The organism is Caballeronia sp. LZ008 (genome assembly GCF_031451435.1).
GTDB lineage: Bacteria > Pseudomonadota > Gammaproteobacteria > Burkholderiales > Burkholderiaceae > Caballeronia > Caballeronia zhejiangensis.
The window spans coordinates 1,910,113-1,936,074 of sequence record NZ_JARUXK010000001.1; the positions used below are offsets into that span (position 1 = coordinate 1,910,113).

General features: G+C 63.0%; 24 protein-coding genes and 2 tRNA genes. 8 read left to right on the top strand and 18 right to left on the bottom strand.

The genetic code is table 11. From position 1 onward, the window contains the following. The first annotated feature begins 10 nt into the window (after positions 1 to 10). Positions 11 to 1,582 carry an acid phosphatase gene (locus QCE49_RS08925; protein WP_244807461.1) on the top strand — a complete coding sequence of 524 codons (1,572 nt, stop codon included), beginning with the start codon at positions 11 to 13 and terminating at the stop codon, positions 1,580 to 1,582. 69 nt (positions 1,583 to 1,651) lie between these two features. Here QCE49_RS08925 and QCE49_RS08930 read toward each other — a convergent pair whose 3' ends face one another. After that, entirely contained in the window at positions 1,652 to 2,353 is a 702-nt protein-coding gene (locus QCE49_RS08930; RefSeq protein WP_239295557.1) for a GntR family transcriptional regulator, read from the bottom strand. A 141-nt stretch (positions 2,354 to 2,494) separates the two neighbouring features. Between QCE49_RS08930 and QCE49_RS08935 the strand changes: the two genes are divergently transcribed. Further along, complete coding sequence (locus QCE49_RS08935) at positions 2,495 to 3,787, top strand: cyanate transporter (RefSeq protein WP_250458324.1); 1,293 nt, start codon at positions 2,495 to 2,497, stop codon at positions 3,785 to 3,787. Here the strand turns inward: QCE49_RS08935 and QCE49_RS08940 are convergent. From QCE49_RS08940 to QCE49_RS08950, 3 genes are all read right to left on the bottom strand, one after another. After that, a complete protein-coding gene (locus QCE49_RS08940) occupies positions 3,687 to 4,142 on the bottom strand; it encodes a response regulator (RefSeq protein WP_063828766.1) in 456 nt (151 codons plus the stop codon). The genes QCE49_RS08935 and QCE49_RS08940 overlap by 101 nt on opposite strands. 286 nt (positions 4,143 to 4,428) lie before the next feature. Further along, positions 4,429 to 4,505, bottom strand: a tRNA-Arg gene (locus QCE49_RS08945). Positions 4,506 to 4,623: 118 nt separating this feature from the next. Further along, a complete protein-coding gene (locus tag QCE49_RS08950; RefSeq protein WP_008342009.1) occupies positions 4,624 to 5,454 on the bottom strand; it encodes an undecaprenyl-diphosphate phosphatase in 831 nt (276 codons plus the stop codon). Positions 5,455 to 6,024: 570 nt separating this feature from the next. On the opposite strand from QCE49_RS08950, the gene QCE49_RS08955 reads away from it, so the two are divergent. The 3 genes from QCE49_RS08955 to QCE49_RS08965 all read left to right on the top strand — a co-directional run bounded on the left by QCE49_RS08955 (position 6,025) and on the right by QCE49_RS08965 (position 8,080). Further along, positions 6,025 to 6,927 carry an aldose epimerase gene (locus QCE49_RS08955; protein WP_250434941.1) on the top strand — a complete coding sequence of 301 codons (903 nt, stop codon included), beginning with the start codon at positions 6,025 to 6,027 and terminating at the stop codon, positions 6,925 to 6,927. A gap of 111 nt (positions 6,928 to 7,038) precedes the next feature. Further along, positions 7,039 to 7,731 (top strand): peptidoglycan DD-metalloendopeptidase family protein, encoded by a 693-nt coding sequence (locus QCE49_RS08960; RefSeq protein WP_250434943.1) that lies wholly within the window; start codon positions 7,039 to 7,041, stop codon positions 7,729 to 7,731. A 28-nt stretch (positions 7,732 to 7,759) separates the two neighbouring features. Next, a complete protein-coding gene (locus tag QCE49_RS08965; protein ID WP_008342014.1) occupies positions 7,760 to 8,080 on the top strand; it encodes a hypothetical protein in 321 nt (106 codons plus the stop codon). A gap of 6 nt (positions 8,081 to 8,086) precedes the next feature. Here QCE49_RS08965 and QCE49_RS08970 read toward each other — a convergent pair whose 3' ends face one another. From QCE49_RS08970 to QCE49_RS08980, 3 genes are all read right to left on the bottom strand, one after another. Further along, positions 8,087 to 8,209: a hypothetical protein gene (locus QCE49_RS08970; protein ID WP_284504273.1), complete on the bottom strand. Its 123-nt coding sequence runs from the start codon at positions 8,207 to 8,209 to the stop codon at positions 8,087 to 8,089. A 286-nt stretch (positions 8,210 to 8,495) separates the two neighbouring features. After that, complete coding sequence (locus QCE49_RS08975; protein ID WP_167561874.1) at positions 8,496 to 8,666, bottom strand: hypothetical protein; 171 nt, start codon at positions 8,664 to 8,666, stop codon at positions 8,496 to 8,498. Between the two features lie 71 nt (positions 8,667 to 8,737). Further along, a tRNA-Pro gene (locus QCE49_RS08980) sits at positions 8,738 to 8,814 on the bottom strand. A gap of 106 nt (positions 8,815 to 8,920) precedes the next feature. On the opposite strand from QCE49_RS08980, the gene QCE49_RS08985 reads away from it, so the two are divergent. Together QCE49_RS08985 and QCE49_RS08990 are read left to right on the top strand one after the other, a co-directional pair. Beyond that, complete coding sequence (locus QCE49_RS08985; RefSeq protein ID WP_034474269.1) at positions 8,921 to 9,388, top strand: histidine phosphatase family protein; 468 nt, start codon at positions 8,921 to 8,923, stop codon at positions 9,386 to 9,388. 121 nt (positions 9,389 to 9,509) lie between these two features. Next, a complete protein-coding gene (locus tag QCE49_RS08990) occupies positions 9,510 to 10,334 on the top strand; it encodes a GNAT family N-acetyltransferase (RefSeq protein ID WP_008342022.1) in 825 nt (274 codons plus the stop codon). Positions 10,335 to 10,398: 64 nt separating this feature from the next. Here the strand turns inward: QCE49_RS08990 and ppx are convergent, their stop codons facing one another. Then, positions 10,399 to 11,910 (bottom strand): exopolyphosphatase, encoded by a 1,512-nt coding sequence (gene ppx / locus QCE49_RS08995; protein ID WP_008342024.1) that lies wholly within the window; start codon positions 11,908 to 11,910, stop codon positions 10,399 to 10,401. Between the two features lie 253 nt (positions 11,911 to 12,163). Between ppx and ppk1 the strand changes: the two genes are divergently transcribed. Continuing rightward, positions 12,164 to 14,227: a polyphosphate kinase 1 gene (gene ppk1, locus QCE49_RS09000; protein WP_008342026.1), complete on the top strand. Its 2,064-nt coding sequence runs from the start codon at positions 12,164 to 12,166 to the stop codon at positions 14,225 to 14,227. 242 nt (positions 14,228 to 14,469) lie between these two features. On the opposite strand, the gene phoR is transcribed toward ppk1, so the two are convergent. The 10 genes from phoR to ftsH all read right to left on the bottom strand — a co-directional run bounded on the left by phoR (position 14,470) and on the right by ftsH (position 25,834). Beyond that, positions 14,470 to 15,783 carry a phosphate regulon sensor histidine kinase PhoR gene (gene phoR, locus QCE49_RS09005; protein WP_008342027.1) on the bottom strand — a complete coding sequence of 438 codons (1,314 nt, stop codon included), beginning with the start codon at positions 15,781 to 15,783 and terminating at the stop codon, positions 14,470 to 14,472. 63 nt (positions 15,784 to 15,846) lie between these two features. Then, entirely contained in the window at positions 15,847 to 16,548 is a 702-nt protein-coding gene (phoB, locus tag QCE49_RS09010) for a phosphate regulon transcriptional regulator PhoB (protein ID WP_008342029.1), read from the bottom strand. A gap of 45 nt (positions 16,549 to 16,593) precedes the next feature. Next, positions 16,594 to 17,298, bottom strand: coding sequence for a phosphate signaling complex protein PhoU (gene phoU / locus QCE49_RS09015; protein ID WP_008342031.1), 705 nt, complete (start codon positions 17,296 to 17,298; stop codon positions 16,594 to 16,596). Between the two features lie 38 nt (positions 17,299 to 17,336). Continuing rightward, positions 17,337 to 18,197, bottom strand: a complete 861-nt coding sequence (pstB, locus tag QCE49_RS09020; RefSeq protein ID WP_008342032.1) for a phosphate ABC transporter ATP-binding protein PstB — start codon at positions 18,195 to 18,197, stop codon at positions 17,337 to 17,339. Positions 18,198 to 18,212: 15 nt separating this feature from the next. Then, positions 18,213 to 19,100: a phosphate ABC transporter permease PstA gene (pstA, locus tag QCE49_RS09025; protein ID WP_244807467.1), complete on the bottom strand. Its 888-nt coding sequence runs from the start codon at positions 19,098 to 19,100 to the stop codon at positions 18,213 to 18,215. Beyond that, on the bottom strand, positions 19,100 to 20,083 hold the full coding sequence (gene pstC, locus QCE49_RS09030; protein ID WP_008342037.1) for a phosphate ABC transporter permease PstC: 984 nt from the start codon (positions 20,081 to 20,083) through the stop codon (positions 19,100 to 19,102). Before pstC ends, pstA begins: the two co-directional genes overlap by 1 nt. A 126-nt stretch (positions 20,084 to 20,209) precedes the next feature. Then, positions 20,210 to 21,241 (bottom strand): phosphate ABC transporter substrate-binding protein PstS, encoded by a 1,032-nt coding sequence (gene pstS / locus QCE49_RS09035; RefSeq protein ID WP_008342038.1) that lies wholly within the window; start codon positions 21,239 to 21,241, stop codon positions 20,210 to 20,212. Between the two features lie 221 nt (positions 21,242 to 21,462). After that, positions 21,463 to 22,824 carry a phosphoglucosamine mutase gene (gene glmM, locus QCE49_RS09040; protein ID WP_008342040.1) on the bottom strand — a complete coding sequence of 454 codons (1,362 nt, stop codon included), beginning with the start codon at positions 22,822 to 22,824 and terminating at the stop codon, positions 21,463 to 21,465. Between the two features lie 113 nt (positions 22,825 to 22,937). Next, a complete protein-coding gene (gene folP, locus QCE49_RS09045) occupies positions 22,938 to 23,738 on the bottom strand; it encodes a dihydropteroate synthase (RefSeq protein ID WP_250458333.1) in 801 nt (266 codons plus the stop codon). A gap of 209 nt (positions 23,739 to 23,947) precedes the next feature. Next, a complete protein-coding gene (ftsH, locus tag QCE49_RS09050; RefSeq protein WP_008342043.1) occupies positions 23,948 to 25,834 on the bottom strand; it encodes an ATP-dependent zinc metalloprotease FtsH in 1,887 nt (628 codons plus the stop codon). Between the last annotated feature and the right edge of the window lie 128 nt (positions 25,835 to 25,962).

Consider the following 25,962-nt stretch of genomic DNA (forward strand, 5'->3'; position numbering starts at 1 on the left):
GAGATCCTCAATGAACAAGAAACTCGTTTGCGCGGTGCCGATCGTGGCCACTGCCGCATTCGGCCTCTACGCATGCGGTGGCGACGACCATCACGACAGCAGCGATATTTCTTCGGTGAAGAACGTCGTCGTGATCTACGCGGAAAATCGCAGCTTCGACAATCTGTACGGGCATTTCCCCGGCGCGAACGGCCTGCAAAACGTAACGGCGGCGAGCGCGCAGCAGCTCGACCGCGACGGCAGCGTTCTGCCGACATTGCCGACGATCTGGACCGGCCTGACGGCGACGGGCGTGACGCCCGCGATCACCGCGGCGATGACGACGAATCTGCCGAACGCGCCCTTCGCCATCGACGATCCGAAGGGCTTCAACATCCAGCTCAACGTCACGACGCGCGATCTGTATCACCGCTTCTACGAGAATCAGATGCAGATCGACGGCGGCAAGAACGACAAGTTCGCCGCGTGGGGCGATTCGGGCGCGCTCGTGATGGGTCACTACGACACGCCGCCGGACAAGCTGCCCCTCTACAAGATCGCGCAGCAATACACGCTCGCGGACAACTTCTTCATGGGCGCGTTCGGCGGCTCGTTCCTGAATCACCAGTGGCTCGTCTGCGCCTGCACGCCGATCTATCCGAACGCGGACAAGAGCGTCGCGTCCGGCTCGATTTCGGCCGTGAATGCCGATGGCGTGTCGCTGAAGCTCAAGACGAATCCGCCGCCTTCGGCGCTCACCGGCTCGGCGGACGCGCAGTTCGTGAACTCGGGCACGCTCACGCCCGACTTCTACGCCGTCAACACGATGCAGCCGCCGTATCAGCCGAGCGGCAACCCGGCGCCCGCGGGCGTCGATCCGGCGCTCGGCGATGCGACCAAGGCCAACACGCTGCCGCCGCAGACGCAGCAGCACATCGGCGATCTGCTGAACAGCGCGGGCGTGAGTTGGGCGTGGTACGGCGGCTCGTGGGCGGCGGCGCTCGCGAACCGCTCGGTCATCAACGGCGCGGTCAACGTCGTGCCTGACTTCCAGACGCATCATCAGCCGTTCAACTACTTCGCCGATCTCGCGCCCGGTACGGCGAACCGCGCGCAACACTTGCTCGACGGCGGCACGAACGGTTCGGAGTTCATCAAGGCGATCGACGCGGGCACGCTGCCGCAAGTCGCGTTCTACAAGCCGCAGGGCAACCTGAACGAGCACGCCGGTTACACGGACGTCGCGCAGGGCGACCAGCACATCGCCGATCTGATCTCGCATCTGCAGAAGAGCCCGCAGTGGAAGAACATGGTCGTCGTCGTGACGTATGACGAAAACGGCGGCTTCTGGGATCACGTCGCGCCGCCGAAGGGCGATCGCTGGGGTCCGGGCACGCGCATTCCGGCGCTCATCATTTCGCCGTACGCGAAGAAGGGCTTCGTCGATCACACGCAGTACGACACCACGTCGATCCTTCGCTTCATCACGAAGCGCTTCAACCTGCCGACGCTGCCGGGCCTCGCCTCGCGCGACGCCGCGCTGGTGGCGAACGGCGCGCCGAAGATGGGCGATCTGACCAACGCGCTCGACTTCTCGCAGTAAGCATCGCGCGCACGCAACAATGACAGGGCCGCGGCTTTCGAAGCCGCGGCCCTTTCTTTTTGCCGACGATCACGCGAGCGCGAAGATCGTCGCCAGATCGCTCGTGCGCGACGCGCCCGCTTGCGCGAGAACGCGCGCTTCCAGTTCGTCGATGTGCGTACGCATCGCAGTTAGCGCGGCATCGAGATCGCCCTGTTCGAGGGCGTCGATGAGTTGCGCGTGTTCATCGGATGAGCAGTTCGACAGCTTCGATGGATCGAAAAGCGCCTTGTAGAGCTCGGTCTTCGCGACGAGCCTCGCGAGAAACGCCTCCACTTCCGGCGCGCCCGCGAGTTCCGCGAGGAGCACATGAAAGTGGCCCGCGAGACGCACGCATTCCGCGACGCTTCCCGCTTTCAGCGCGCGCTGTTCGGCCTTGACGTGAGCGCGCAACGCACGCAACGCCTTCACGCTCAACGCGCCGCACAGCGATGCGACGATGCCCGCCTCCACCACTTGCCGCGCGCGATAAACCTCGCGGATGTCGTCGACGGTCGGCGACGGCACGAACGCGCCGCGATTCGCTTCGAGCGTGAGCTTGCCTTCCGCGCCGAGGCGCGCGAGCACCTTGCGGATCGTGCCGCGCGTGCACTCGAAGGCTGCGGCGAGCTCGCGCTCGACGAGCTGCGCGCCGGGCGCGAGCTTGCCCTGCAAAAGCGCGGACGCGATTGCCGCGTAGACGCGCTCGTCCGCGGAAATGTCCTTCGATGAAGTGTCCTTGCGTGATGCCATGATGCCCGCCGTGCTTGCGATGAATCGCATTGTAGCGAGCGCGCACCGCCGCGTACGAATGCGCCCTATTCGGTTCGTCGTATTTTTGGTTGACCAAAAATAGATAGAATGGTCAACCATTTCGCACCGAGGATGAGTCACATGAAAGCATCGAACGTCGCGTGGCTCGCGGTGATCGTCGCGATCGGCCTGAATCTGCGGCCGCTGCTCACGTCCGTCAGTCCGCTGATGGGCGTGATCTTGCACGCGACAGGACTGTCGTTTCGCGGGGCGTCGATGCTGACCGGCTTGCCCGTCGTCGCGATGGGCGCGTGCGCGTTCGGCGCGAGCGCGCTGTCACGCTCGGTCGGCAATGCGCGCGGCGTGGCGCTCGGGCTCATCGCGATCGTCGCGGCGTGCGCGGCGCGCCTCGTCGCGGGGAACGCGGTGGCGCTCGTCGCGAGCGCGGCCATCGCGGGCACGGGCGTCGCCGTCATTCAGGCGCTCTTGCCGGGCGTGATGAAGACGCGCTTTCCCGCGCGCCTGCCCTTCGCGATGGGCCTCTATTCCGCATCGATCATGGCGGGTGGCGGGCTCGGCGCGAGCATCACGCCGGCGGTCGCATCGCGCGTGACGTGGCAGGCTGGACTCGCGTTCTGGGCTGTTCCCGCGCTGATGGCGCTCGCGGCTTGGATGATGCTGATGCGCGCCGATGCGCTGCCGCGCGTCGCATCGACGGGCCGCGCGAAGCCCGCGCCGTCGCTCTTTCTCAATCGTCGCGCGTGGACGCTCGGGATTTTCTTCGGGCTCGTCAATGGCGGCTATACGAGCCTCGTCGCGTGGATGCCCGCGTATTACCAGCAACTCGGCCGCGGCGTGACCGAAAGCGGCGCGCTGCTGGCGATGCTCACGGCGTTCCAGGCGTCGTCCGCGCTGCTGTTGCCGATGGCGGCGGCGCGTTTCGGACGCGGCAGGGATCGTCGTCCGTGGATCGCGCTCGGCCTCGCCGCGCAGCTCGCGGGGTTCGCGCTGTTGCTAGTGGCGCCGCTTGCCGCGCCGCTCGCCGTCGTCGCGTTGCTCGGCGCGGGCCTTGGCGGTGTGTTCGCCCTTTCGCTCGTGCTGACGCTCGATCACGCCGACGATCCCGCGTTGGCCGCGCGGCTCGTCGCGTTCGTGCAGGGCGTGGGGTTCGTGATCGCGGCGATTGCGCCGGTCGTCGCGGGCATCGTGCGCGACGTGAGCGGCGGCTTCTCGATGTCGTGGATGATGCTCGCCGCGAGCCTCGTCGCGATGATCGCGCTCGACGTCGTGTTCGGCCCGCGCGGGTACGCGCGCGCGATGCGGTCCGCGCGGGTCAGCGAACCGCGTGACAGGCGAAGAACTCGTCGAGCAGATCGGTCATCTGCCATACGGGACACGGACGGCGGCAATGGCCGTCGTAGCCCGCTTCCTTGAGATGCGCGATCGGCTCTTCGGGCAGGAAACCGCTCATCGCGATGATGAGGCGAGTGGCGTCGTCATCGGCTTCGCGCAGCGCCCGCACCAGCGCGTAGTTGCCGGAACCTCCGATGCGCGTATCGAGAAAAAGCACATGCGGACGCCATTGCTCGACGATGTTTCTGGCCGATGACACATCCGCCGCAAGCTGCGCCGGAAAGCCCTTCAGCTCGAACAGCGACGCAAGCGACGCGCCGAGCACGCGTTCCGGCAGCGCGAGCAGCACGCGGCGCGATTCCGGTTGCAGGCGCAGCTTCTTGCGATTCCATAGCGAGCATTGCGCCGGGCTGGTTTCGTATGCTCGATTGTTCAAGTCACCCTCTTTCGACGATGCGGTACGCACCGTCACCGTTGTGGCGCACCGCGCGCCACGATGACGCATCGGCGCACCGTCGATGGGCGGCACGTCTGCTTGTACGAGATGGTTAAATTTGTGAAGCGTTGTGTGGCGCGGAGTTGCGGGGATCGGGCGCGCACGCGGGGGAAGGACGGGCAGGAAGCGGGCCAGGCGATGGTGCCTCGCTGCTTGCTTTGCGCGGAGCGCAAAGCAAAAAGCCCGGCCGAAGGAAGACTGGGCTTTTGCCTGTGTGCAGGCCGTTTGGCCCGCCCTACACGACTCGAACGTGTGACCTACGGCTTAGAAGGCCGTTGCTCTATCCAGCTGAGCTAAGGGCGGAGAACCGGAGCGCGCGGCGGAAGCAACGCGAGTAAGACGCGAGACAACCGCGAAAACCGCCGCGAATCAGAAGAGATCGCGATTTTACCTCATTCGCCGCTGCCCTTGTCCCGGCTCGTCACATCGGCTGCGGATGCATCATGAACCAGCCGAGGAAGAAGATTCCCGCGATCACGCAATACACGCCGAACGACGCGAGCTTGCCGTGGCCTTCGAAGTAGCGCATCAGGAAGCGCACGCTCAGATACGCCGCGATGCCCGTCAGCACCCCGCCCAGCACCGAATCGGCGAGTTGTCCCGGCGCGTGAAAGAGCTTCGGCAATTCGAGCACGCCCGCCGCGAAGATGATCGGCGTGCCGAGCAGGAACGAGAATTCCGCCGCCGCTTCAGCCGTGAGACCCGCGCCCACGCCCGCGATCATCGTCAGGCCGCTGCGCGAAAAGCCCGGAATCAGCGCGCCGATCTGCGCGAGCCCGACCAGAAACGCCTGCCTGAACGTGAGCTTTTCCGGCGCCCGCGTCGCGCGGCTTCGCTGCAGACGGTCACCGAGCCACAGCAGCACGCCGTTGACGATCAGCGCCGCCGCGACGATCCGCAGATCGTGAAAGATGGCCTCGAGCCGCTTCTCGAGCAGCAAGCCGACGATGCCCGTCGGAATCGTGCCGATGATGAGCGCCCACATCATGTGCCCATCGTCGTTCTTGCGTCCGCCGAGCGACGCGAAGAAGCCGCGGATCAGCGCGATCCAGCGTTCACGAAAATACCAGAGCAGCGCGACGGCCGTGCCCAGATGCAGCGCGACGAGAAACGGCAGCAGTTGCGGCGCGTGCTTGTCGATGTGCATGCCGATCAGGCCGGGAACGAGGAGCGTGTGCCCGAGGCTGCTGACAGGAAAGAGCTCGGTTACGCCCTGGAGCACGCTTAAGAAAACGAGAAACCACAAAGTCACGCGTCGGTCCTTTTTCGGGGAAGGTGGAGGACGCGCCGTGCAGTTCCATTCCTCGCGTCACGCGAAGCCAAAGATGCCGGACAGGGAATGTGGAACAGGAAGGATGAGTCGATACGGCGCGCAAACGGGACCGATTATGCCGTCGGCTAAATCGAGCGCCAAGCGCTTACCGCACACAAATTGCGCCGACAGTCAATCGTCGGCAAAACGAAGCATTATCGAAAGTCGATGACAGGCAATACGAAAGCGAGCGCGCCTCCGAACGGGACGCGGACTCGCAATTCGGCGATCGCCCGTCAGGCCTTCAGCTTGTAGAGGAAAAGCGCCGTGCTTGCCCCGAAGAGCCCGAACATCGCGACGCCCATTGCCATCGCCAGATCCATGGTTACTCCTTGTCCGTCTGATTCCCAACACAGGGAGCATATAACAACATATTGCATAAGCCTTGCTTAGTCGCAATTTCCCGCAAAGGGTTTTTCCGGACAGAATTCCAAGGCAGAATCGTCGGGTTAAGCCGCGTCGCTCAGGAGCGTGCGCGGCGTCTCGCCATCCAACGGAGCGCCTGCCATCATGTCACCGGAATCCGACATCATCGAAATCGAGCGCGACGGCGCCGCCATCCAGCTCGCGCCGCACGCGGGCGGACGGCTCATGACCTGGCGCGTCGGCGGCAAGCCCGTCGTGCACTGGCCCGACGCCGCCGACTGGTCCAATCCCGCGAAGATCCGCGGCGGCAATCCGCTGCTCTTTCCGTTTCTCGGACGGCATTTCGTCGATGGCGAAATCGGCAAGTGGCGCGATCCGGAAGGCATCGTGCATGCGCTGCCGACGCACGGCTTCGCGCGCAACCTGCCCTTTTCCCACACGCGCGACGCCGACGGCCACGGCCTGCGCATGACGCTCGTCGACAGCGACGCCACCCGCGACGGCTATCCGTTCGCGTTCCGCTTCGAGGCGGCGTACCGCATCGTCGACGGCCATACGCTCGAAGTCGAGCTGACGACGTCGAATCCGGGCGAGGTCGCGCTGCCCTACTACGCCGGGCATCACTTCTATTTTCATCTGCCGCACGGCCAGCGCGGCGAGAGCAGCGTCGCGCTGCCGCATACCGAACGGCGCCGTCAGCTTCCGGACGGCTCGATCACCGAAGCCGAGCCCGGCCTGCCGCGTTATTCGCTCGCCGATCCGGGCATCGTCGATACGTTTCATTGCCTCACGCGGCAGTCCGACGAACCGGTGCTGTTGAATCTGCCGGGCCTCAAGCGCACGATCGCCTTCGAGTTGCAGCAGCCCGATTCCGTGCCGTGGTACGCGGTCACGACCTGGACCGAATCCGACGCATCGGACTTCTACTGCGTCGAACCGTGGATCGGCCTGCCCGATGCCATCCACAACGGGCGCGGCCTGCGCTGGCTCGCGCCGGGCAAGACGGAGACGGCTTCGCTGCGGCTCGTCGTCGGCGAGCAGGCGTAGGCGAAGCGGCGTCATTCTGTCCGGGGAAACCCGAGACGGTAAAATCCTGCCTTTCGATTCGCCGCGCGGCTGTGCTCGCACTGCTCGCGGCGATGCTTTGCGAGGTCAGGTTTGCAAAAAACAATTCGACGGCTCGTCTGCGCATCGCTCATCGCAGTGTTGGCCGCTTGTGGAACGGGGCCGGTCGCGCCGGGTTTCTATCGTGTAGAGCGTGGAGACACGGTTTCCAAAATCGCGCGCGAGAATCGCACGACGATCGCGAACATCAAGCGCTGGAACGGGCTCGCGAATCCTGACGCCATCGAGGTCGGACAGGTGCTGCGCATCGCGCCGCCTGCGGGCAGCGCGAGCACCGCGGATTCATCGGGTGCGGCGGCAACGGGCAGCGCGAAGAGCGAAGCCGGCGCGCAGGCGTCCTCGCAGAGCAAGGCCGGACCGGGCGTCACGCTCGTGTGGCCGGCGCAGGGCAGCGTCGTTCGCAGCTTCGACGGCAAGAACTCGAAGGGCATCGACATCGCCAATGCGGCGGGCACGCCCGTCGTCGCCGCCGCGAGCGGCAATGTCGTCTACGCCGGCAACGGTCTGCGCGGCTACGGCAACATGCTGATCGTCAAGCATGACGACGATTATCTGACCGCCTACGCCCACAATCGCGTGCTTCTGGTGAAGGAAGGCCAGACCGTGCAGCAGGGCCAGCAAATCGCCGAAATGGGCGACACCGACAGCAATCGCACCATGCTGCATTTCGAAGTGCGCTACTTGGGCCGCTCGACGGACCCGGCGCGCTATCTGCCGCCGCGCTGACAGCCGGCGGCCGCTTTAAGGAAGATCGATGAGATTGACGATGAGGATCAACACTGCCGCGCTCGGCGCGGCTCTCGCGCTCACCGGCGCGCTGGCCGGCTGCGCGAGCGGCCCGACGATGACCTATCTGCCTTCGGGCGACACGGGCTTCGCGATCAACTGCAGCGGCGGCGACGCGGCGACGAGCTGGGCGGCCTGCTACAAGCAGGCGGGTGAAACGTGCGGCGCGTATGGTTACGACGTGATTTCGAAGGACGCCGACAACGGCGCGACCGCAGGCGGCACGGTGGGCGGAATCTTCGGCGCGAACATCAAGAACCGTTCGATGGTGATCCGCTGCAAGCAGTAACGCCCGTCAGCGGTCTTTCGGCGCCCACGTGCGCCAATGCCCCGACAACGGATCGATATGCGCGGCAAACGCCACGAGCGAAGCGACGGCGAGCGGCGCGACAGCAGCAAAAATCCAGAGCAGATCCATGAAGATACATTTTGCAACAAGTTCGGGCGATGATACCCGAGCGGCAAAAGTTTCGTTGGATGAATCCCGCCGAAATCGCCGAAACGGAAAGAGTTACGCATTACGGTTTCTTGCATCCCTGCACGAGGCGCGCCTTGCATCCCGTTACGCACGGAAACAAGCGCATACAGCCGTGACGCGCTCGAATTCCTAGACTGGCGGCAGCCCGTGCCGTATCTCCGCGCGAACGGTTGGCGCGGGTCAGAAGCCCCGGTGCGCCCGCATCGGGGCTTCGTCTTTGCGGGGCTTACTGAGGCTTGGCAGGATCGGAGATCATCGACGGCGGCGTCATGTCCGTCGGCACGCCCTTGTAGTCGGGCGGATCTTTCGGTTCGTGCTTTTGATGGCCAGACTCCGCACAGGCGGCGAGACCGAGCGTAAAGAAAACGGCGCAAGCGAAGGCGGAAACAGCGCGCATTGAGACTCCTGGAAGAGCGTAGAAAAGACAAAGGGGTTACAAGCCGTAACTTGTAACCCCTTCGTGTATCGTGGTCGGAGCGAAAGGATTCGAACCTTCGACCCTCTGATCCCAAATCAGATGCGCTACCAGGCTGCGCTACGCTCCGACGAGCCGCAGATTGTAGCGTGCCTGACCCGCGTCCGCAATGCCGAACTCAGGCACGCAACTTTCTGCTGCATCCGAAAGCGAACCTCATCATCCGGAGACAATCGATGAACCTCATTCTCTGGCGACACGCCGAAGCAGAAGATCAGGCGTCGAGCGATCTCGCGCGGCAGCTCACGCCGCGCGGGCGCAAACAGGCGCAAGGCATCGCGAAGTGGCTGAAGGCGCGCATCGACGATGACGCCGTGCTGCTCGCCAGTCCCGCGACGCGCACGATCCAGACGGCCGAAGCCTTCGGCGACCGCTATCGCGTCGTCGACGCGCTCGCGCCCGGCAACGGCGCGCAGGCCGTGCTCGATGCGGCGGGCTGGCCGGACGGCATTGCGGAGACGGTCGTCGTCATCGGGCATCAGCCGACGCTCGGCCGGGTGGCCGCGCTCCTCATGACGGGCCACGAAGCGGATTGGTCGATCAAGAAGTCGGGCATCTGGTGGCTCCAGTCGCGCACGCGCGGCGGCGACGGGCAAAGCGTGCTGCGCGCGGTGATCAATCCGGACCTGCTTCAGGCGTCGTAAGCTCGCGTTCATGCGGATGTCGTTTCATCGAAACGTCATTGCGATGCCATGCGAGCGTCACCGTGCATTACTACATTGGCGAGGACTTGAAGCCACAGCAACGTCCTGTCGAGGAACGCCAATGCAAGAACTGCCGACGCCTTTCCTGCAACTCGGAGCGTCATCGCTCTCGCTCGATTCGCGCCGCCACCTTCCGCGCACGTCGGAAACGAACACGGGCCGCGAGCGCCTGCAAGTCGCGTGGGCGCGCGACGACGACGCCCTGCGCGACGCGCAGCGCCTGCGCTTTCGCGTGTTCTCGGAGGAAATGGGCGCGCGTCTGTCCGGCCCCGCAGGGCTCGACGTCGACGCCTTCGACGCCTATTGCGATCACCTGCTCGTGCGCGATCTCGACACGCTGCAGGTCGTGGGCACGTATCGCGTGCTGCCGCCGCATCAGGCGGCGCGCATCGGGCGTCTCTACGCTGAAAGCGAATTCGACGTGTCGCGCCTCACGCACCTGCGCCCGAAGCTCGTCGAAGTAGGACGCTCGTGCGTGCATCCGGATTATCGCAACGGCGCGGTGATCATGTCGCTGTGGGGCGGCCTCGCCGCGTACATGATGCAAAACGGCTATGAGACGATGCTCGGCTGCGCGAGCGTCGGCATGATCGACGGCGGTCATTACGCCGCGAATCTCTACACGTCGCTACCCGCCGATGCGCTCACCGCCCCTGAGTACCGCGCGTTCCCGCACACGCCGCTGCCCGTCGAGGAGTTGCGCACCGGCGCGAACGTGAGCCCGCCGCCGCTCGTGAAGGGTTATCTGCGGCTCGGCGCGAGGATTTGCGGCGCGCCGGCATGGGATCCGGATTTCAACACCGCCGACTTCCTCACGCTCTTCCGTCTGTCCGATATCAACGCTCGTTACGCGCGGCATTTCATCGGCGACATGCAGGGACGTTGAAGCCCTGAAACGCAAAAGGCCCCGTTGACTCGACGGGGCCTTCTCTTTTCTCACGACGCGAAAATCAGTCGCCCGTATAGACCACGCGATACGGCCGCCCGATCTTCTCCCATTCCATCGCTTCCTGAACGAGGCTGTAGTCGGTGAGCGGATTGTTCGCCACCCACTCGTTCGGCAGATGCACTTCGAAACCGCCACTCGCCTGCCTCACTTCGATGCCGGGCAGCCCGACATCCGTGCGCCGGCGCGACAGCAGCGCGGCGAGCCGCAGGCAAAACAGCAGCGTCCATTCGACGTCGCGCGCCTGCGCGAGCTTGCCGAGCTTGCCGGCGTGGCCGAGCACGAGCGCGGCGAGACGCGCCTGATCGGTGCGGGAAAACCCCGGCATGTCGGCGTTGCTCGCGATATACGCTGAATGCTTGTGATACGCACTGTGCGCGATCGACAGTCCGATCTCGTGCAGCGACGCGGCCCACGCGAGGAACATGCGGTTCTCCTCGCGCACGTCTTCGTCGGGTTCGCCGAGCTGGTCGTAGAAGCTGATCGCCAGTTCGCCGATGCGCTCCGCCTGCGCGGCATCGACGCCATAACGGCGCTTGAAGCCTTCGACCGTCACCGTCCGCATGTCCTGATGCTGCGAGCGTCCGAGCAGGTCGTAGAGCACGCCGAGGCGCAGCGCGGCATCGGTCGTATCGGCATAGTCGATGCCCAGTTCCTCGAACACGCCGAGCATGATCGAAAGCCCGCCCGCCAGCACCGGCACGCGATCGGGCTTCAACGCGACGAGCTTCAGCCGGTTCACGTTCTCGGCCTTGATGAGCGCGCGCTTGAGCTTCTCCAGCCCGCCGCGCGAGATGCCGTGCGTGATGCCTTCGTCGTTGAAGCCGTTCGCCTCGATCAGTTCCGCGAGCGCGCGCGCCGTGCCCGACGAGCCGATCGCCTGATCCCAGCCGGTGCCCTTGTATTCGCTCGAAATGATCTGGATCTCGCGTTTGGCGGCGAGTTCGGCCTGCCGCATCGTGTATTCGTCGACGTTGCCGGCCGGGAAAAACTGGCGGCTATGGCTCACGCAGCCGATATAGAGGCTTTCCATGTGGATCGGCGTGTAATGCGATCCGATGATGAATTCCGTCGAGCCGCCGCCGATATCGACCACGAGCCGCTTGCCCGCGCTCGCCGGCACCGAATGCGCGGCGCCCGCGTAGATGAGGCGCGCTTCCTCGCGCCCGGCGATGACTTCGATCGGAAACCCGAGCGCGGCTTCCGCCTCGGCGAGAAAGTCGGGCGCGTTTTTCGCGACGCGCAGCGTGTTGGTGGCGACGGCGCGCACCTGGTCGGGATGGAAATCGCGCAGACGTTCGCCGAAGCGCTTCAGCGCGTCCCAGCCGCGCACCTGCGATGCGCGGTCGAGCATCTTGTCCTTGGAGAGGCCGCCGCCGAGGCGCACGGGCTCGCGCAGCGCGTCGACCTGATAGATCTGGCTGCCGGCGGGCGTTTCCTCGACCCGTCCGACGATCAACCGGAAACTGTTCGATCCGAGGTCGACCGCGGCAAGTAGATGGGGATGTGTGACCATCGGATATCCAGAAATCGTGAAGTGGGGGGAAGCACTGTCACAGCGGCGCTGCTGCAGCGCACGAATTCTATTCTATGCCGGGTTGGCGAGCGGGCCTTGCCGTCCCGTTCGGAACCGCGCGTTTGCGCTGGCAACGCTATCGGCAATGTGAGTAGAATTTGTGACATCCGTTATGTCATAAAAAATACATCATACTGTGAGAGCATCCGAGAGTTCCCTTGCCCATCTGATCGAGACACCTTCCCTCCCTCCGATGTCCATACGCTATCCGCTCTTCAACCGCGAACTGGGCATACTAGGTTTCAACGAGCGCGTCCTCGCGCAAGCCGCCGATACGACGGTTCCCCTGTTGGAACGCCTGCGTTTCATCTGCATCACCAGCAGCAATCTCGACGAATTCTTCGAAGTCCGTATGGCGGGTCTGCAAGAGCAGATGCGCGACAACCCCGGCTCGCTCTCGCCGGATGGCATGTCGCTGCAGCACGTCTACGACCTCGTCTCCGAGCGCGCGCAGCGGCTCGTGCGCCAGCAATATTCGATGCTGCATGACATCGTGCTGCCCGCGCTCGAAATGGAAGGCATCTATTTTCACGGCGCGGAGGACTGGACGGAGCAGCAGACCGGATGGGCGCGCGACTACTTCTACAACGAACTGCTCCCCGTCCTGACGCCTATCGGGCTCGATCCCGCGCATCCGTTTCCGCGCGTGCTGAACAAGAGCCTGAACTTCGTCGTCGAGCTGGAAGGCACCGATGCCTTCGGCCGTCAGGCGATGATGGGCATCGTGCAGGCGCCGCGCGCGCTGCCGCGGCTCGTTCGCATGCCCGAAGCGCTGTCGGGCTATCCGCATGGTTTCGTGCTGCTGAGTTCGTTCATGCAGCACTTCGTGAACGAGCTGTTTCCGCATCTCGTCGTGCGCAGTTGCAATCAGTTTCGCATCACGCGCAACAGCGAGCTTTTCGTCGATGAGGACGAAATCACCAATCTGCGCGTCGCGCTGCAGGGCGAATTGCCGGCGCGGCATCTGGGCAACGCGGTGCGTCTCGAAGTGTCGGCGGAAACGCCGCCGCATCTCGTGCGGCGTCTGCTCGACGAAGGTCAGCTGAGCGAACGCGATCTGTATCGCGTGAACGGGCCGGTGAATCTCGTGCGGCTCATGCAGTTGCCCGAGATGGTCGATCGACCCGATCTCAAGTTCGTGCCGCATATTCCGTCGGTGCCGAAGGCCATCGTGAACACGTCGAATCTTTTCGATGCGATCGATCAGGGCGATATCCTTTTGCATCATCCGTACGAGAGTTTTCAGCCGGTGCTGGAGCTGCTGCTTCAGGCCGCGAAGGATCCGCAGGTCGTCGCGATCAAACAGACGATTTATCGCACGGGCACCGATTCGCCGCTCATGGATGCGCTCATGCAGGCCGCGCGCAATGGCAAGGAAGTGACGGTCGTCGTGGAACTGCTCGCGCGCTTCGATGAAGAGACGAACATCAATTGGGCGTCGCAGCTCGAAGCGGTTGGCGCGCATGTGGTGTATGGCGTCGTCGGCCATAAGTGCCACGCGAAGATGATGCTGATCGTGCGGCGCGTGTCGCAAGGCGGCAAGTTCGTGTTGAAGCGTTATGCCCATTTGGGCACGGGCAACTATCATCCGCGCACGGCGCGTCTTTATACCGACTTCGGTCTGATGACTTCCGATCAGGAAATGTGCGAGGACGTGCATCACGTCTTTCAGCAACTGACGGGCATTGGCGGAGAGATTCCGCTGCATCAGTTATGGCAATCGCCTTTCACGCTACATGCGAAGCTGATCGATGCGATCCGCGCCGAGGCCGAGCATGCGCGGGCGGGACGGCGTGCGCGCATCGTCGCGAAGATGAATGCCCTGCTCGAGCCTACGGTTATTGCCGCGCTTTACGAGGCTTCGCATGCGGGGGTGAAGATCGATCTGATCGTGCGCGGGGTTTGTTCGTTGAAGCCCGGCGTCGAGGATCTTTCGGAGAACATTACGGTTCGGTCAGTCGTCGGGCGCTTTCTCGAGCATCATCGGATTTTTTACTTCTATGCGAATGGCAGGGAAGATGTGTTTTTGTCGAGCGCTGACTGGATGGATCGCAACTTCTTTCGTCGTGTGGAAGTGGCGTTTCCGATTCGCGATAGGCGGTTGAAGCGGCGGGTTATTGCTGAAGGGTTATCGGTTTGTCTTGGCGATAATCAATCGGCTTGGGTCATGCAGAGCGATGGGCATTATCGGAAGCGCCGTCCGGGTAAGTCTATTCGCAACGCGCAGTTGGGGTTGCTGGCTAAGTTTTGTTCTTGATGTTTTTTGCCCTTTTTCGTGCGTGTTTTCTTCTTCGCTGGATTCGGTATTCGTGTCGGGCTTTGTGCTTGTTCGCTTCCGCTTTCGTAGAATCCTGCGTTCGTGTCGGTCTATTAGCACTGCCGCCCCGCACAGGGGCAACGCTAATAGACCGACGCGAAAACAGGATTCTACGAAAGCGGAAGCAAACAAGCACAAGCCCGACACGACAACGGGATCCGGCGACAATCACCAGAACCCACTCAAGCCGCAAGCGACTTCCTAAACGCTGTCCGCGACCCTGGAAACCTCACGATAAACATACTCCCCTTCCCCACTTCGCTTTTAACGTCGAGCTCTGCACCGTGCCGTTGCAGCACATGCTTGACGATGGCAAGCCCAAGCCCTGTCCCCCCCGTATCCCGCGACCGGCTCCGATCCACTCGATAAAACCGCTCCGTCAAACGCGGAATATGCTCCGCAGGAATCCCGAGCCCCGTATCCCGCACCGTAAAAACCGCACGATCCTTCATGCGCTGCCACGTCACCTCGATGGTCCCGCCATCAGGCGTATAACGCACGGCGTTGGTCACGAGATTGCCGAGCGCACTCATCACTTCGGTCTCGACGCCCGCAACCGTCAGCGCATCGTCGCTATGAAACGTGATGCGATGGCGCCCGTTCGACAGATTGTTCGCGTCGTCTTCCAAATGACGCAGCACGGCGCGCATATCCAGCAGTTCATCGCCAGGCGGCCGCATGTCGCCTTCGAGATTCGCGAGCACGAGCAGATCGCGCACGATGTTCTGCATGCGCGACGCCTGCTGCTCCATCATGTCGAGATAACGCATGCGATCGGCTTCATCGAGCGGCAACTCACGCATGGTTTCGAGAAAGCCGGATAGCACGGTAAGCGGCGTCTTCAACTCATGCGAGACATTGGCGACGAAATCGCGGCGCATCGAATCCGTGCGCTCCAGTTCGGTAATGTCCTGCGTCAGAAGCAGCTTGCGATTGTCACCGTACGGAAACACCTGCACCGAAACCGTGTACTTGCGATTCACGCCCATGCCGCGCATCACAAGCATCTCTTCGTAGTGGTGCGCGTTCAGATAGCGGACGAAATCGGGATTGCGCACGAGATGCGTGATGTGCTGGCGCAAGTCGCGCTTCGCATCGAGACCGAAGTGCTTCTCGGCGATGTCGTTACACCACTCGATCTGATCGTGATCGTCGAGCATCGCGACGCCGTTCGGTGACGCCTGGATCGCCTGAATGAAGCGCGCATGCTGTTGCTCGACCTGACGCACTTGCGCGTGCCAGCGCTTCGCGAGCTTGTGCAGGCGATAGTAGATCTCGCCCCAGATGCCGAGCGCGCTCGGCACCTCGCCGTAAACCGGCGCTTCGAGCAGACGCCAGAGGCGCTGCATGTGATACGTGACGAAGAAGCCCTGCACGACGAGCATGAGCACCGCGAAGGCAAGCGCGATGCGCAAGCCCGCGAATGCGCCGATCGCGGCGCAGAGCGCGGCGAGCAGCGCGAGGGACACGATCGCACGCGTCCAGATGATGTTCATGTTGTCGGTGAGTCTGAGTGACGTTGATGCGGCAAGTTAGAGCGGATAACGTTGAAGCAGAACTCAGGCGCTCTTCGCAAGCCGGTATCCGCTGCCGCGCACCGTTTCGATCATAGCATCGCAACCCGCCGGCTTGAGCGCAGCACGCAGACGCTTGATATGCACATCGACCGTGCGCTCTTCGACGAACACGTGATCGCCCCACACCTGATCCAGCAATTGCGTGCGGCTGTGCACGCGCTCAGGATGCGTCATGAAAAAGTGCAGCAGGCGAAATTCCGTCGGACCGAGATCGAGCTTGATGTCGTTGCCCGAATGACTCGCCGCCACGCGATGCGTCGCCGGATCGAGACGCAGCCCGTTGATCGCGACGACGTCTTCGGTCAACTGCGGCGCGCGCCGGCGCAACACCGCCTTGATGCGCGCCATCAGTTCCTTCGGCGAGAACGGCTTCGTGACGTAATCGTCCGCGCCGATTTCGAGGCCAAGCACCTTGTCCTGCTCGTCGCCGCGCGCTGTCAGCATGATGATCGGAATGTGCTTCGTGCGCTCGTTGTTGCGCAGCTCTCGCGCGAACGCGATGCCCGACTTGCCCGGCAACATCCAGTCGAGCAACACGAGATCGGGCAGCACGTCGCTGATCAGGTTTTGCGCCTGTTCCGCGTTATACGCACGAATCGGGCAATGTCCCGCATGTTGAAGGTTCACCGAAATCAGTTCGGAGATCGCGGGTTCGTCTTCGACGACGAGGATACTGCTGGGCATCGGCACCTCTTGACCTTTTGCTTGAAATGAAACGATTGCGCGCGATTAACTCAGCGCCTCACGTTCGAGCTGATCGCGCGAAATATGCCGCACGTCGGTGCCCTTGACGATGTAGATGATGAACTCAGCGATGTTCTTCGCGTGATCGCCGATGCGCTCCACCGCTTTCGCGATGAACAGATAATCGAGGCCCGCCGAAATCGTGCGCGGATCTTCCATCATGTACGTCACGAGCTTGCGCACGAAGGCGCGGAATTCCTCGTCGATGGCCTTGTCGTCGCGCACGATCTGCGCGGCGGCAACCGTGTCGAGACGCGCGAACGCATCGAGCGCGCGGCGCAGGATCGATACCGCCATTTCGCCCGACAGCTTGATCTCGGCGATGTTCACCGTGCGGCCCGCGCCGTCTTCGTTGATGCGCTTCACGCGCTTGGCGATCTTCTCCGCTTCGTCGCCGGCGCGTTCGAGATTCGTGATCGTCTTCGAGATCGCCATCAACAGACGCAAGTCACGCGCAGCCGGCTGACGGCGCGCGATGATGTTGCTGCACTCTTCGTCGATCTCGACTTCCATCATGTTCAGACGCGCTTCGGCCGCGATCACCTGATCCGCGATGCCGATGTCGAATTCGTTCAGCGCCTGCATCGCCGCGATGATCTGCGACTCGACCAGACCGCCCATTTCCAGCACTTTCGACGACACCGCGTTGAGGTCGGCGTCGAACTGGCTCGAAAGATGTTTATCGGACATATATGCTCCTTAAGCCTTCTGTTTCACCTGGCTGACGATCAGCCGAAGCGGCCCGTGATGTAGTCTTCCGTTTCCTTGCGGGCCGGCTTGATGAAGATCTTTTCGGTGTCGCCGAACTCGATCAATTCACCGAGATACATATAGGCAGTGTAGTCCGAACAACGCGCCGCCTGCTGCATGTTGTGCGTGACGATGACGACCGTGTAATCGCTTTTCAGTTCGGCGATCAGCTCTTCGATACGGCCCGTCGAAATCGGGTCGAGCGCCGAGCAAGGTTCGTCCAGCAGCAGCACTTCCGGACGAATCGCGATGCCGCGCGCGATGCACAGACGCTGCTGCTGGCCACCCGACAGACCGTAGCCGCTTTGCTGCAACTTGTCCTTTACTTCGGTCCAGAGCGCGGCTTTCGTGAGCGCCCATTCGACGCGGTCATCCATTTCCGAGCGCGACAGTTGCTCGAACATCTTCACGCCGAACGCGATGTTGTCGTAGATCGACATCGGGAACGGCGTGGGCTTCTGGAACACCATGCCGACGCGCGCGCGCAGGAGCGAAATATCCTTCGTCGTGTCGAGCAGGTTCGTGCCGTCCATCAGGATTTCGCCTTCGGCGCGCTGCTCCGGATAAAGCGCATACATCTTGTTGAACGTGCGCAGAAGCGTGGACTTGCCGCAGCCCGACGGACCGATGAACGCCGTCACTTTCTTCTCGGGAATGCGCAGGTTGATGTTCTTCAGCGCGTGATACTTGTTGTAGAAGAAGTTGAGGTTGTTCACCTCGATCTTCGGCTTGATGGAATCGGCAGGCTGCGAACTGTGCGTCGGGCGCACGCTGCCCGGCACCGGGCCGCGCTCGATCTGCTTTTCCTGGTGGTTGACACCGCTTTCGACCATGTTCATGGAATCACTCCACCCTTATTTCTTCGAGAAGATCGCGCGCGCCAGGATATTCAGACCCAGCACGCCGAGCGTAATCAGGAACACACCGGCCCACGCGAGCGATTGCCACTGCGGGAACGGACTCATCGCGAACTTGTAGATCGTCACCGGCAGATTGGCCACCGGCTGATTCATGTCCCACGAGAAAAATTGATTCGACAGCGCCGTGAAAAGCAGCGGCGCGGTTTCGCCGGCGATACGCGCGACCGCCAGCAACACGCCCGTCACGATGCCGCCCACCGACGCCTTCAGCGTGATCGACATCACCATCTTCCACTTGGGCGTGCCGAGTGCGAACGCGGCTTCGCGCAATGCGTTCGGCACGAGCTTCAGCATGTTTTCCGTCGTGCGGATCACGATCGGAATCTGCAGCAGCGCCAACGCGATCACGCCGGCCCAGCCCGAGAAGCGGCCCATCTTCGCGACGACGATCGCATACACGAAGAGACCGACGACGATCGAAGGCGCCGACAGCAAGATGTCGTTGATGAAGCGCGTGACGCTCGCGAGCCAGCGCTTCTGGCCGTACTCCGCGAGGTAGACGCCCGCGAGAATGCCGAGCGGCGTGCCGACGAACGTTGCGAGCACGACGAGCATCAGCGAGCCGACGATCGCGTTGGCGAGACCGCCGCCATCGGTGTTCGGCGGCGGCGTCGATTGCGTGAACAGATCGACCGACAACCCGCCGATGCCGAGCCTGAGCGTCGTGAAGAGAATCCACACGAGCCAGATGAGGCCGAAGGCCATCGCGGCGAGCGAGAGCGTCAGCGCAACCGCGTTCGTGCCGCGGCGGCGGCGCTGCAGCTTCTGACGCGTGGCTTCCACGCGGCTCGAATCCTGGTTGAACGTAACGGGACGGCTCATTATTTACGGCCCTCCCCGCGTTCCATGCGCAGAAGCATCAGCTTCGAGAGCGCGAGCACGAAGAACGTGATGACGAAAAGAATCAGACCGAGCTCCATCAACGCCGACGTATGCAGGCCCGGACTCGCTTCCGCGAATTCGTTCGCGAGCGCCGAGGTGATGCTGTTGCCGGGCGAGAAGAGCGACACGTTGTCGAGCAGGTTCGTATTGCCGATGACGAACGTCACAGCCATCGTCTCGCCGAGCGCGCGGCCGAGGCCGAGCATGACGCCGCCGATCACGCCGGCGCGCGTATAGGGCAGCACGATCTTCCACATGACTTCCCACGTCGTGCAGCCGATGCCGTATGCCGATTCCTTCAGCAGCACGGGCGTTACTTCGAACACGTCGCGCATCACGGATGCGATGTACGGAATGATCATGATCGCGAGAATCACGCCGGCGCACAGAATGCCGATGCCGATCGGCGCGCCTTGAAAGAAGATGCCGATCAGGGGCACGTCGCCGAGCAGCTTGCCGAGGGGCTTTTCGAAGTATTGCGCGAAGATCGGCGCGAACACGAGCAGGCCCCACATGCCGTAGACGATCGACGGAATCGCCGCGAGAAGTTCGATCGCGACGCCGAGCGGACGGCGCAGCCACGCGGGCGACAGTTCGGTCAGAAAGAGCGCGATGCCGAAGCTCACCGGCACCGCGATGATGAGCGCGATGATCGACGTCGCAATCGTGCCGTAGATGGGCACGAGCGCCCCGAACGAGTCGCTGGGCGGATCCCATTCCGAACGCCAGAGGAACGAGAGGCCGAATTTCTGAATGGTCGGCATCGACGCGATGATCAGCGAAACGATGATGCCGCCGAGCAGGAGCAGCGTGATGACAGCCGCAAGCCGCGTCACGCCGCCGAAAATGATGTCGCCGATGCGGCTCGGCGCGCGCTGCGTATGCGCCGCCGGCACGGCCGACGATAGGTTGATGTCCGACATGGGAGCCTTGGTTTCGCTACGTGTCAGACCGCGCGGCGAACGTTGGCTCGCCGCGCGGCTTCCTTGCTGCGTTGCTGTCCCGCGAATCAGAAGCTTAGGACAGTTTCAAACGACTGCTTGCTTCCCTTATTCCGCGACCGCCTTGCCCGATGCGTCCTTGACCTTCGCCTTCCATTGCGTCTTGATTTCGGCGACGACCGAATCCGGCAGCGAGATATAGTCGAGATCGTTCGCAGCCTGGCCGCCGTTCTTGAACGCCCAGTCGAAGAATTTCAGCGTTTCCGTGCCCTGCGCCGGCTTCTCTTGCGTCGCGTGCAGCAGCACGAAGGTCGCGCCGACGATCGGCCATGCGTTCTTGCCCGGCTCGTCCGTCAGGATCTGATAGAACGACTTCGACCAGTCCGCGCCCGCTGCCGCTGCCTTGAACGTGTCGGTCTTCGGCTCGACGACCGTGCCGGCCGAATTCTTCATGCCGACGTAGGTCATCTTGTTCTGCTTCGCGTACGCCCATTCGACGTAGCCGATCGCGCCCGGCAGACGCTGCACGAATGCCGCGACGCCGTCGTTGCCCTTGCCGCCCGTGCCCGTCGGCCAGTTGACCGTCGAACCTTCGCCGACCTTCGACTTCCACTCGGTGTTCACCTTCGACAGATAGTTCGTCCAGATGAAGCTCGTGCCGGAGCCGTCGGCGCGCCGCACGACCGCGATGTCCGTATCCGGCAGCTTGACCTTCGGGTTCAGCGCGGCGATTTCCGGGTCGTTCCACTTCTTGATCTTGCCGAGGTAGATGTCGCCGAGCACCTGGCCCGATAGCGTCACTTCGCCAGCTTTCACGCCCGGCACGTTGATGACCGGCACCACGCCGCCGACGACCGTCGGGAACTGGAACAGGCCGTTCTTCGCGAGTTCGTCGTCTTTCAGCGGAGCGTCCGAGCCCGCGAAATCCACGGTCTTCGCGATGATTTGCTTGATACCGCCCGACGAGCCGATGCCTTGGTAGTTCACCTTGCCGCCGCCCGTTTTCTGGTAGGCGTCCGCCCACTTCGTGTAGATCGGCGCTGCAAAGGTGGAACCCGCGCCGGTGATGTCGGCTGCTTGAGCGGAGATGGCGAACACTGCACCAATCAGGCCGGCCAGCGCGGTTTGCATCAATTTCATTCTTAATCTCCAGTAGTGAGCGTGTGTCGCGTGAGCGTGTAGACGACACCGCGAAATATAGGAGGAGTCTGTGACAGTAATATGACTAATCGTGAAGCCAGCATGTCAATGCGCTTACGCGCTGAAAGTTTGATCACAGCCGATCCGTCAAGCCGGTGGCGCAAATAAAAAAGCGGGCCGAAGCCCGCTTTTAGCGAAACGCGATGAACTTCAGTGAACGCCTACGAAGTCGCGTCCTTTACGACCTGCGCAATCGTTTCCGCGTATCGAACCGCGTCCTGTTGCGCCGATGCTTCCACCATCACGCGCAAGACCGGTTCGGTTCCCGACGCGCGAATCAAGACCCGGCCGTGCGATTGGAGGGATTGCTCGGCTTGCTCGACCGCGCGGCGAATCGCGGCGCTGCCTTTCCAGTCCGCGCCCGCGCTCATCCGCACGTTGATGAGCTTTTGCGGGAACAGGCTGACGCCGCGAAGCAGATCGGCGAGCGACTTGCCGCTGCGCTGGATCGCTGCCAGCACGAGGAGCGCCGAGACGATGCCGTCGCCGGTCGAGTGACGGTCCAGCGAAAGGATGTGGCCCGAGCCTTCCGCGCCCAGCAGCCAGCCGTTCTCGCGCAATTTTTCGAGGACGTAGCGGTCGCCGACCGCTGCGCGCACGAACTGCACGCCCGCCTCCTTCAGCGCCACCTCGACGGCCATGTTGGTCATCAGCGTGCCGACTGCGCCTTCCACCTTGCCATCGGTCGCGATGCGATCCTTGACCAGCACGTAGAGCAATTCGTCGCCGTTATAGAGACGGCCGGACGAATCGACGACCTGCAGACGGTCCGCGTCGCCGTCGAGCGCGATGCCAATATCCGCCTTGTGCTCGACCACCGCGCGCACGAGCGCGTCCGGGGCGGTCGCGCCAACGCCGTCGTTGATGTTGAAGCCGTTCGGCGACACGCCGATCGACACGACTTCCGCGCCGAGTTCGTGGAAAACGTGCGGCGCGACGTCATATGCGGCGCCGTGCGCGCAATCGACGACGAGCTTCAGACCGCGCAAGTCGAAACTCGCGGGAAAGGTGCTCTTGCAGAATTCGATGTAGCGTCCGCCTGCATCATCCAGACGCCGGGCTTTACCGAGGCGCTCGGAAGGCGCGCATTCCATCGGCTGCTCGAGCTGGCGCTCGATTTCCAGTTCGACTTCGTCGGGCAGCTTGTTGCCGTCGGCGGAGAAAAATTTGATGCCGTTGTCGTCGTACGGATTGTGCGACGCGCTGATCACGACGCCCGCCGACAGCCGCAGTGCCCGCGTCAGATAGGCGACGCCAGGCGTCGGCATCGGGCCGGCCAGCATCACGTCGACACCCGCCGCCGAAAAGCCGGATTCCAGCGCGGCTTCGAGCATGTAGCCCGACACGCGCGTGTCCTTGCCGATCAATACCGTCGGACGATTGCCCTTCTTTTGCTGTGCGCGGTCGGCGCCCGCAAGCACCTTTCCGGCCGCGTAGCCGAGCTTGAGTACGAAATCCGGCGTGATCGGCGCGACGCCTACGCGGCCGCGGATGCCGTCGGTTCCAAAATATTGACGTGCCATTGTTGCTTGACCCTCCTCGCGACCGTTCGGCGCATCGTATCGGTCCACGATTTTAGTTAATGAGTTCTATCGGCGCGCGCCTGCGCCCAAATTGCTGATGAATGAGGCCAGTGTCAATAATGCCCATTCCCGGCAGCATTCTTTGTTGCCTGCCAGACTTTCAGCGCATCGACGGTTTCGGCGACATCGTGGACGCGGATGATGGCCGCGCCCCGCTCTGCCGCGCACACCGCCGCGGCGACGCTCGCCGCGAGCCGCTCGCCCGCGCCGCGTCCGGTGACGGCGCCGAGCATCGACTTGCGCGACATGCCCGCGAGCAACGGAAAGTTCGTCCCGGCGGGCGACGTGTCCGTGAGATGCGCGAGCAACGCGTAATTATGCTCGACCGTCTTGCCGAAGCCGTAACCCGGATCGAGACTGATGCGGTCTGTCGCAATGCCCGCGCGCCCGAGCGCGGCGACGCGCTCCGCGAAGAACGCGCGCACGTCGGCGACGACGTCTTCGTACACCGGCTCGTGAAGCTGCATCGTGCGCGGCTCGCCGAGCATGTGCATCACGCAAAGTCCGCAGTTGCTGCCCTTGACGGCGTCGATCGCGCCGTCCCGACGCAAGCCCCAGATGTCGTTGATCATGTCCGCGCCGGCGTCGAGCGCGGCGCGCATCACGGCTGGTTTGTACGTGTCGACGGAAAGCGGCACTCGAACGGCGCGCAATGCCTCGACTATCGGCACCACGCGCTCGAGTTCCTCGTCGAGCGGCACGGGCGGCGCGCCGGGACGCGTGGATTCGCCGCCGATATCGATCATGTCGGCGCCGTCGGCGAGCATCTGCTCGGCGCGAGCCAGTGCGGCGTCGCGCGAAATGAAGCGGCCGCCATCGGAGAACGAGTCCGGCGTAACGTTGAGGATGCCCATGACGAGCGGGCGGTCGAAGGTCAGCGTGAAGCGTCCGCATTGGAGCGGCGCGGCTGAAATCGGGGATGGGGTTGAAGTGGCCAAGCGGATAGAACGGAACGGAGGGACGGAGACGGCGCCGCGTTCAGCACCTGATTAAAAACGGACGCCAGAAAGTGAAAATGGGCCGGCGTGCTATGCACACCGGCCCATGAACTCATGCAGGAAACTCAGGCCGTTGCCGGCGCGTTACCCGGTTTGACCTCGGTGCCGCTGCTACCACCGGATGGCGTGTCGCCGGACGGCGGCGGCATGTTCTTCGGCGGACGCGGCGGACGATCCGACATGATGTCGCCAATCTGGTCCGCGTCGATGGTTTCCCATTCGAGCAGCGCCTTGGTCATCGCTTCGACCTTGTCGCGGTTGTCTTCCAGCAGCTTCCGGGCGAGCGCATATTGCTCGTCGAGGATGCGGCGGATTTCCGCATCGACCTTCTGCTGCGTGGCTTCGGACACCGACTTCGCGCCCATCTTGCCGAACATGCCGTTGTCTTCCGTATCGACGTAGACCATCGTGCCGAGCACGTCGGACATGCCGTAGCGCGTCACCATGTCGCGCGCCATCTTCGTTGCGCGCTCAAAGTCGTTCGACGCACCGGTCGACATCGAATTCAGGAACACTTCTTCCGCTGCGCGGCCACCGAACAGGATCGCGATTTCCTCCAGCATCTTGTCGCGATACAGGTTCACGCGGTCATGCTCGGGCAACTGCCACGTAACGCCCAGCGCCCAGCCGCGCGGCATGATCGTGACCTTGTGCACCGGATCGGCATGCGGAAGCAGCTTCGCAACCACCGCGTGACCCGACTCGTGGTATGCCGTATTGCGACGCTCTTCTTCGCGCATCACAGCCGATTTGCGCTCCGGACCCATGAAGATCTTGTCCTTCGCGTCCTCGAAATCCTGCATCTCGACGATGCGCTTGCCGCGACGCGCCGCGAACAGCGCAGCCTCGTTCACGAGATTCGCGAGATCGGCGCCCGAGAAACCCGGCGTGCCGCGCGCGATGACCGATGCATCGACGTCGTTCGCGATAGGCACCTTGCGCAGGTGCACCTTCATGATGTGCTCGCGGCCGCGGATATCCGGCAGACCGACATAGACCTGACGGTCGAAACGGCCCGGACGGAGCAGCGCCTTGTCCAGCACGTCCGAACGGTTCGTCGCCGCGATCACGATCACACCGGAATTCGCCTCGAAGCCGTCCATCTCGACGAGCATCTGGTTCAGCGTCTGCTCGCGCTCGTCGTTGCCGCCGCCCATGCCGGCGCCGCGATGACGGCCGACCGCGTCGATTTCGTCGATGAACACGATACACGGCGCATGCTTCTTCGCCTGCTCGAACATGTCGCGCACACGAGCCGCGCCCACGCCGACGAACATTTCGACGAAGTCCGAACCCGAAATGCTGAAGAACGGCACTTTCGCTTCGCCCGCGATGGCGCGCGCCAGCAGCGTCTTACCAGTTCCCGGCGGGCCGACCAGCAGCACGCCGCGCGGAATGCGTCCGCCGAGCTTTTGGAATTTCTGCGGGTCGCGCAGGAAGTCCACGAGTTCCGAGACTTCTTCCTTGGCTTCGTCGCAACCCGCGACGTCGGTGAAATTGATTGCGTTGTTGTTTTCGTCGATCAGCCGCGCTCGCGACTTCCCGAACGAAAACGCCCCGCCTTTGCCGCCTCCCTGCATCTGCCTCATCATGTAGAACCAGAAGCCGATGATCAGGATCGTAGGTCCGAGGTAGTACAGCGCGGAGACGAGCGCATTCGGTTCATCGTCAGCCTTGCCGCTGACCTGAACGCCGTATTTCATCAAGTCGCCGACCATCCATATGTCGCCGGGCGACACGATCTGGTACTTCTGGCCGTCGTTCGGAGTGACCGTCAGATTGCGGCCCTGAACGGTGACGTTCTTGACTTTGCCGTTCTTCGCGTCGTCCATGAACTGCGAATAGGACACACCTTCCTGGACGCGGGGCTTATCGAACTGCTTGAACACCGTAAACAGCACCAGTGCGATCACGAGCCACACTGCCGCTTTAGAGAACATATTGTTGTTCAAAGCACCACTCCTCACTCATAGACGGGCGCCTACATAAACCTTGCGACGCCACCAAAGCATTCTAATCCAGACCGCTAACCCCTGCCATAAGGTTTAACTACCGCACAAATAGCGGCAGAGAGGTTTTT

Bases quoted from the DNA above. Each gene is read 5' to 3' on its own strand.
- QCE49_RS08925 (WP_244807461.1), top strand. From the start codon at position 11: ATGAACAAGAAACTCGTTTGCGCGGTGCCGATCGTGGCCACTGCCGCA.
- QCE49_RS08930 (WP_239295557.1), bottom strand. From the start codon at position 2,353: ATGGCATCACGCAAGGACACTTCATCGAAGGACATTTCCGCGGACGAG.
- QCE49_RS08935 (WP_250458324.1), top strand. From the start codon at position 2,495: ATGAAAGCATCGAACGTCGCGTGGCTCGCGGTGATCGTCGCGATCGGC.
- QCE49_RS08955 (WP_250434941.1), top strand. From the start codon at position 6,025: ATGTCACCGGAATCCGACATCATCGAAATCGAGCGCGACGGCGCCGCC.
- QCE49_RS08965 (WP_008342014.1), top strand. From the start codon at position 7,760: ATGAGATTGACGATGAGGATCAACACTGCCGCGCTCGGCGCGGCTCTC.
- QCE49_RS08970 (WP_284504273.1), bottom strand. From the start codon at position 8,209: ATGGATCTGCTCTGGATTTTTGCTGCTGTCGCGCCGCTCGCCGTCGCT.
- QCE49_RS08975 (WP_167561874.1), bottom strand. From the start codon at position 8,666: ATGCGCGCTGTTTCCGCCTTCGCTTGCGCCGTTTTCTTTACGCTCGGT.
- QCE49_RS08985 (WP_034474269.1), top strand. From the start codon at position 8,921: ATGAACCTCATTCTCTGGCGACACGCCGAAGCAGAAGATCAGGCGTCG.
- QCE49_RS08990 (WP_008342022.1), top strand. From the start codon at position 9,510: ATGCAAGAACTGCCGACGCCTTTCCTGCAACTCGGAGCGTCATCGCTC.
- ppx (WP_008342024.1), bottom strand. From the start codon at position 11,910: ATGGTCACACATCCCCATCTACTTGCCGCGGTCGACCTCGGATCGAAC.
- ppk1 (WP_008342026.1), top strand. From the start codon at position 12,164: ATGTCCATACGCTATCCGCTCTTCAACCGCGAACTGGGCATACTAGGT.
- phoR (WP_008342027.1), bottom strand. From the start codon at position 15,783: ATGAACATCATCTGGACGCGTGCGATCGTGTCCCTCGCGCTGCTCGCC.
- phoB (WP_008342029.1), bottom strand. From the start codon at position 16,548: ATGCCCAGCAGTATCCTCGTCGTCGAAGACGAACCCGCGATCTCCGAA.
- phoU (WP_008342031.1), bottom strand. From the start codon at position 17,298: ATGTCCGATAAACATCTTTCGAGCCAGTTCGACGCCGACCTCAACGCG.
- pstB (WP_008342032.1), bottom strand. From the start codon at position 18,197: ATGAACATGGTCGAAAGCGGTGTCAACCACCAGGAAAAGCAGATCGAG.
- pstA (WP_244807467.1), bottom strand. From the start codon at position 19,100: ATGAGCCGTCCCGTTACGTTCAACCAGGATTCGAGCCGCGTGGAAGCC.
- pstC (WP_008342037.1), bottom strand. From the start codon at position 20,083: ATGTCGGACATCAACCTATCGTCGGCCGTGCCGGCGGCGCATACGCAG.
- pstS (WP_008342038.1), bottom strand. From the start codon at position 21,241: ATGAAATTGATGCAAACCGCGCTGGCCGGCCTGATTGGTGCAGTGTTC.
- glmM (WP_008342040.1), bottom strand. From the start codon at position 22,824: ATGGCACGTCAATATTTTGGAACCGACGGCATCCGCGGCCGCGTAGGC.
- folP (WP_250458333.1), bottom strand. From the start codon at position 23,738: ATGGGCATCCTCAACGTTACGCCGGACTCGTTCTCCGATGGCGGCCGC.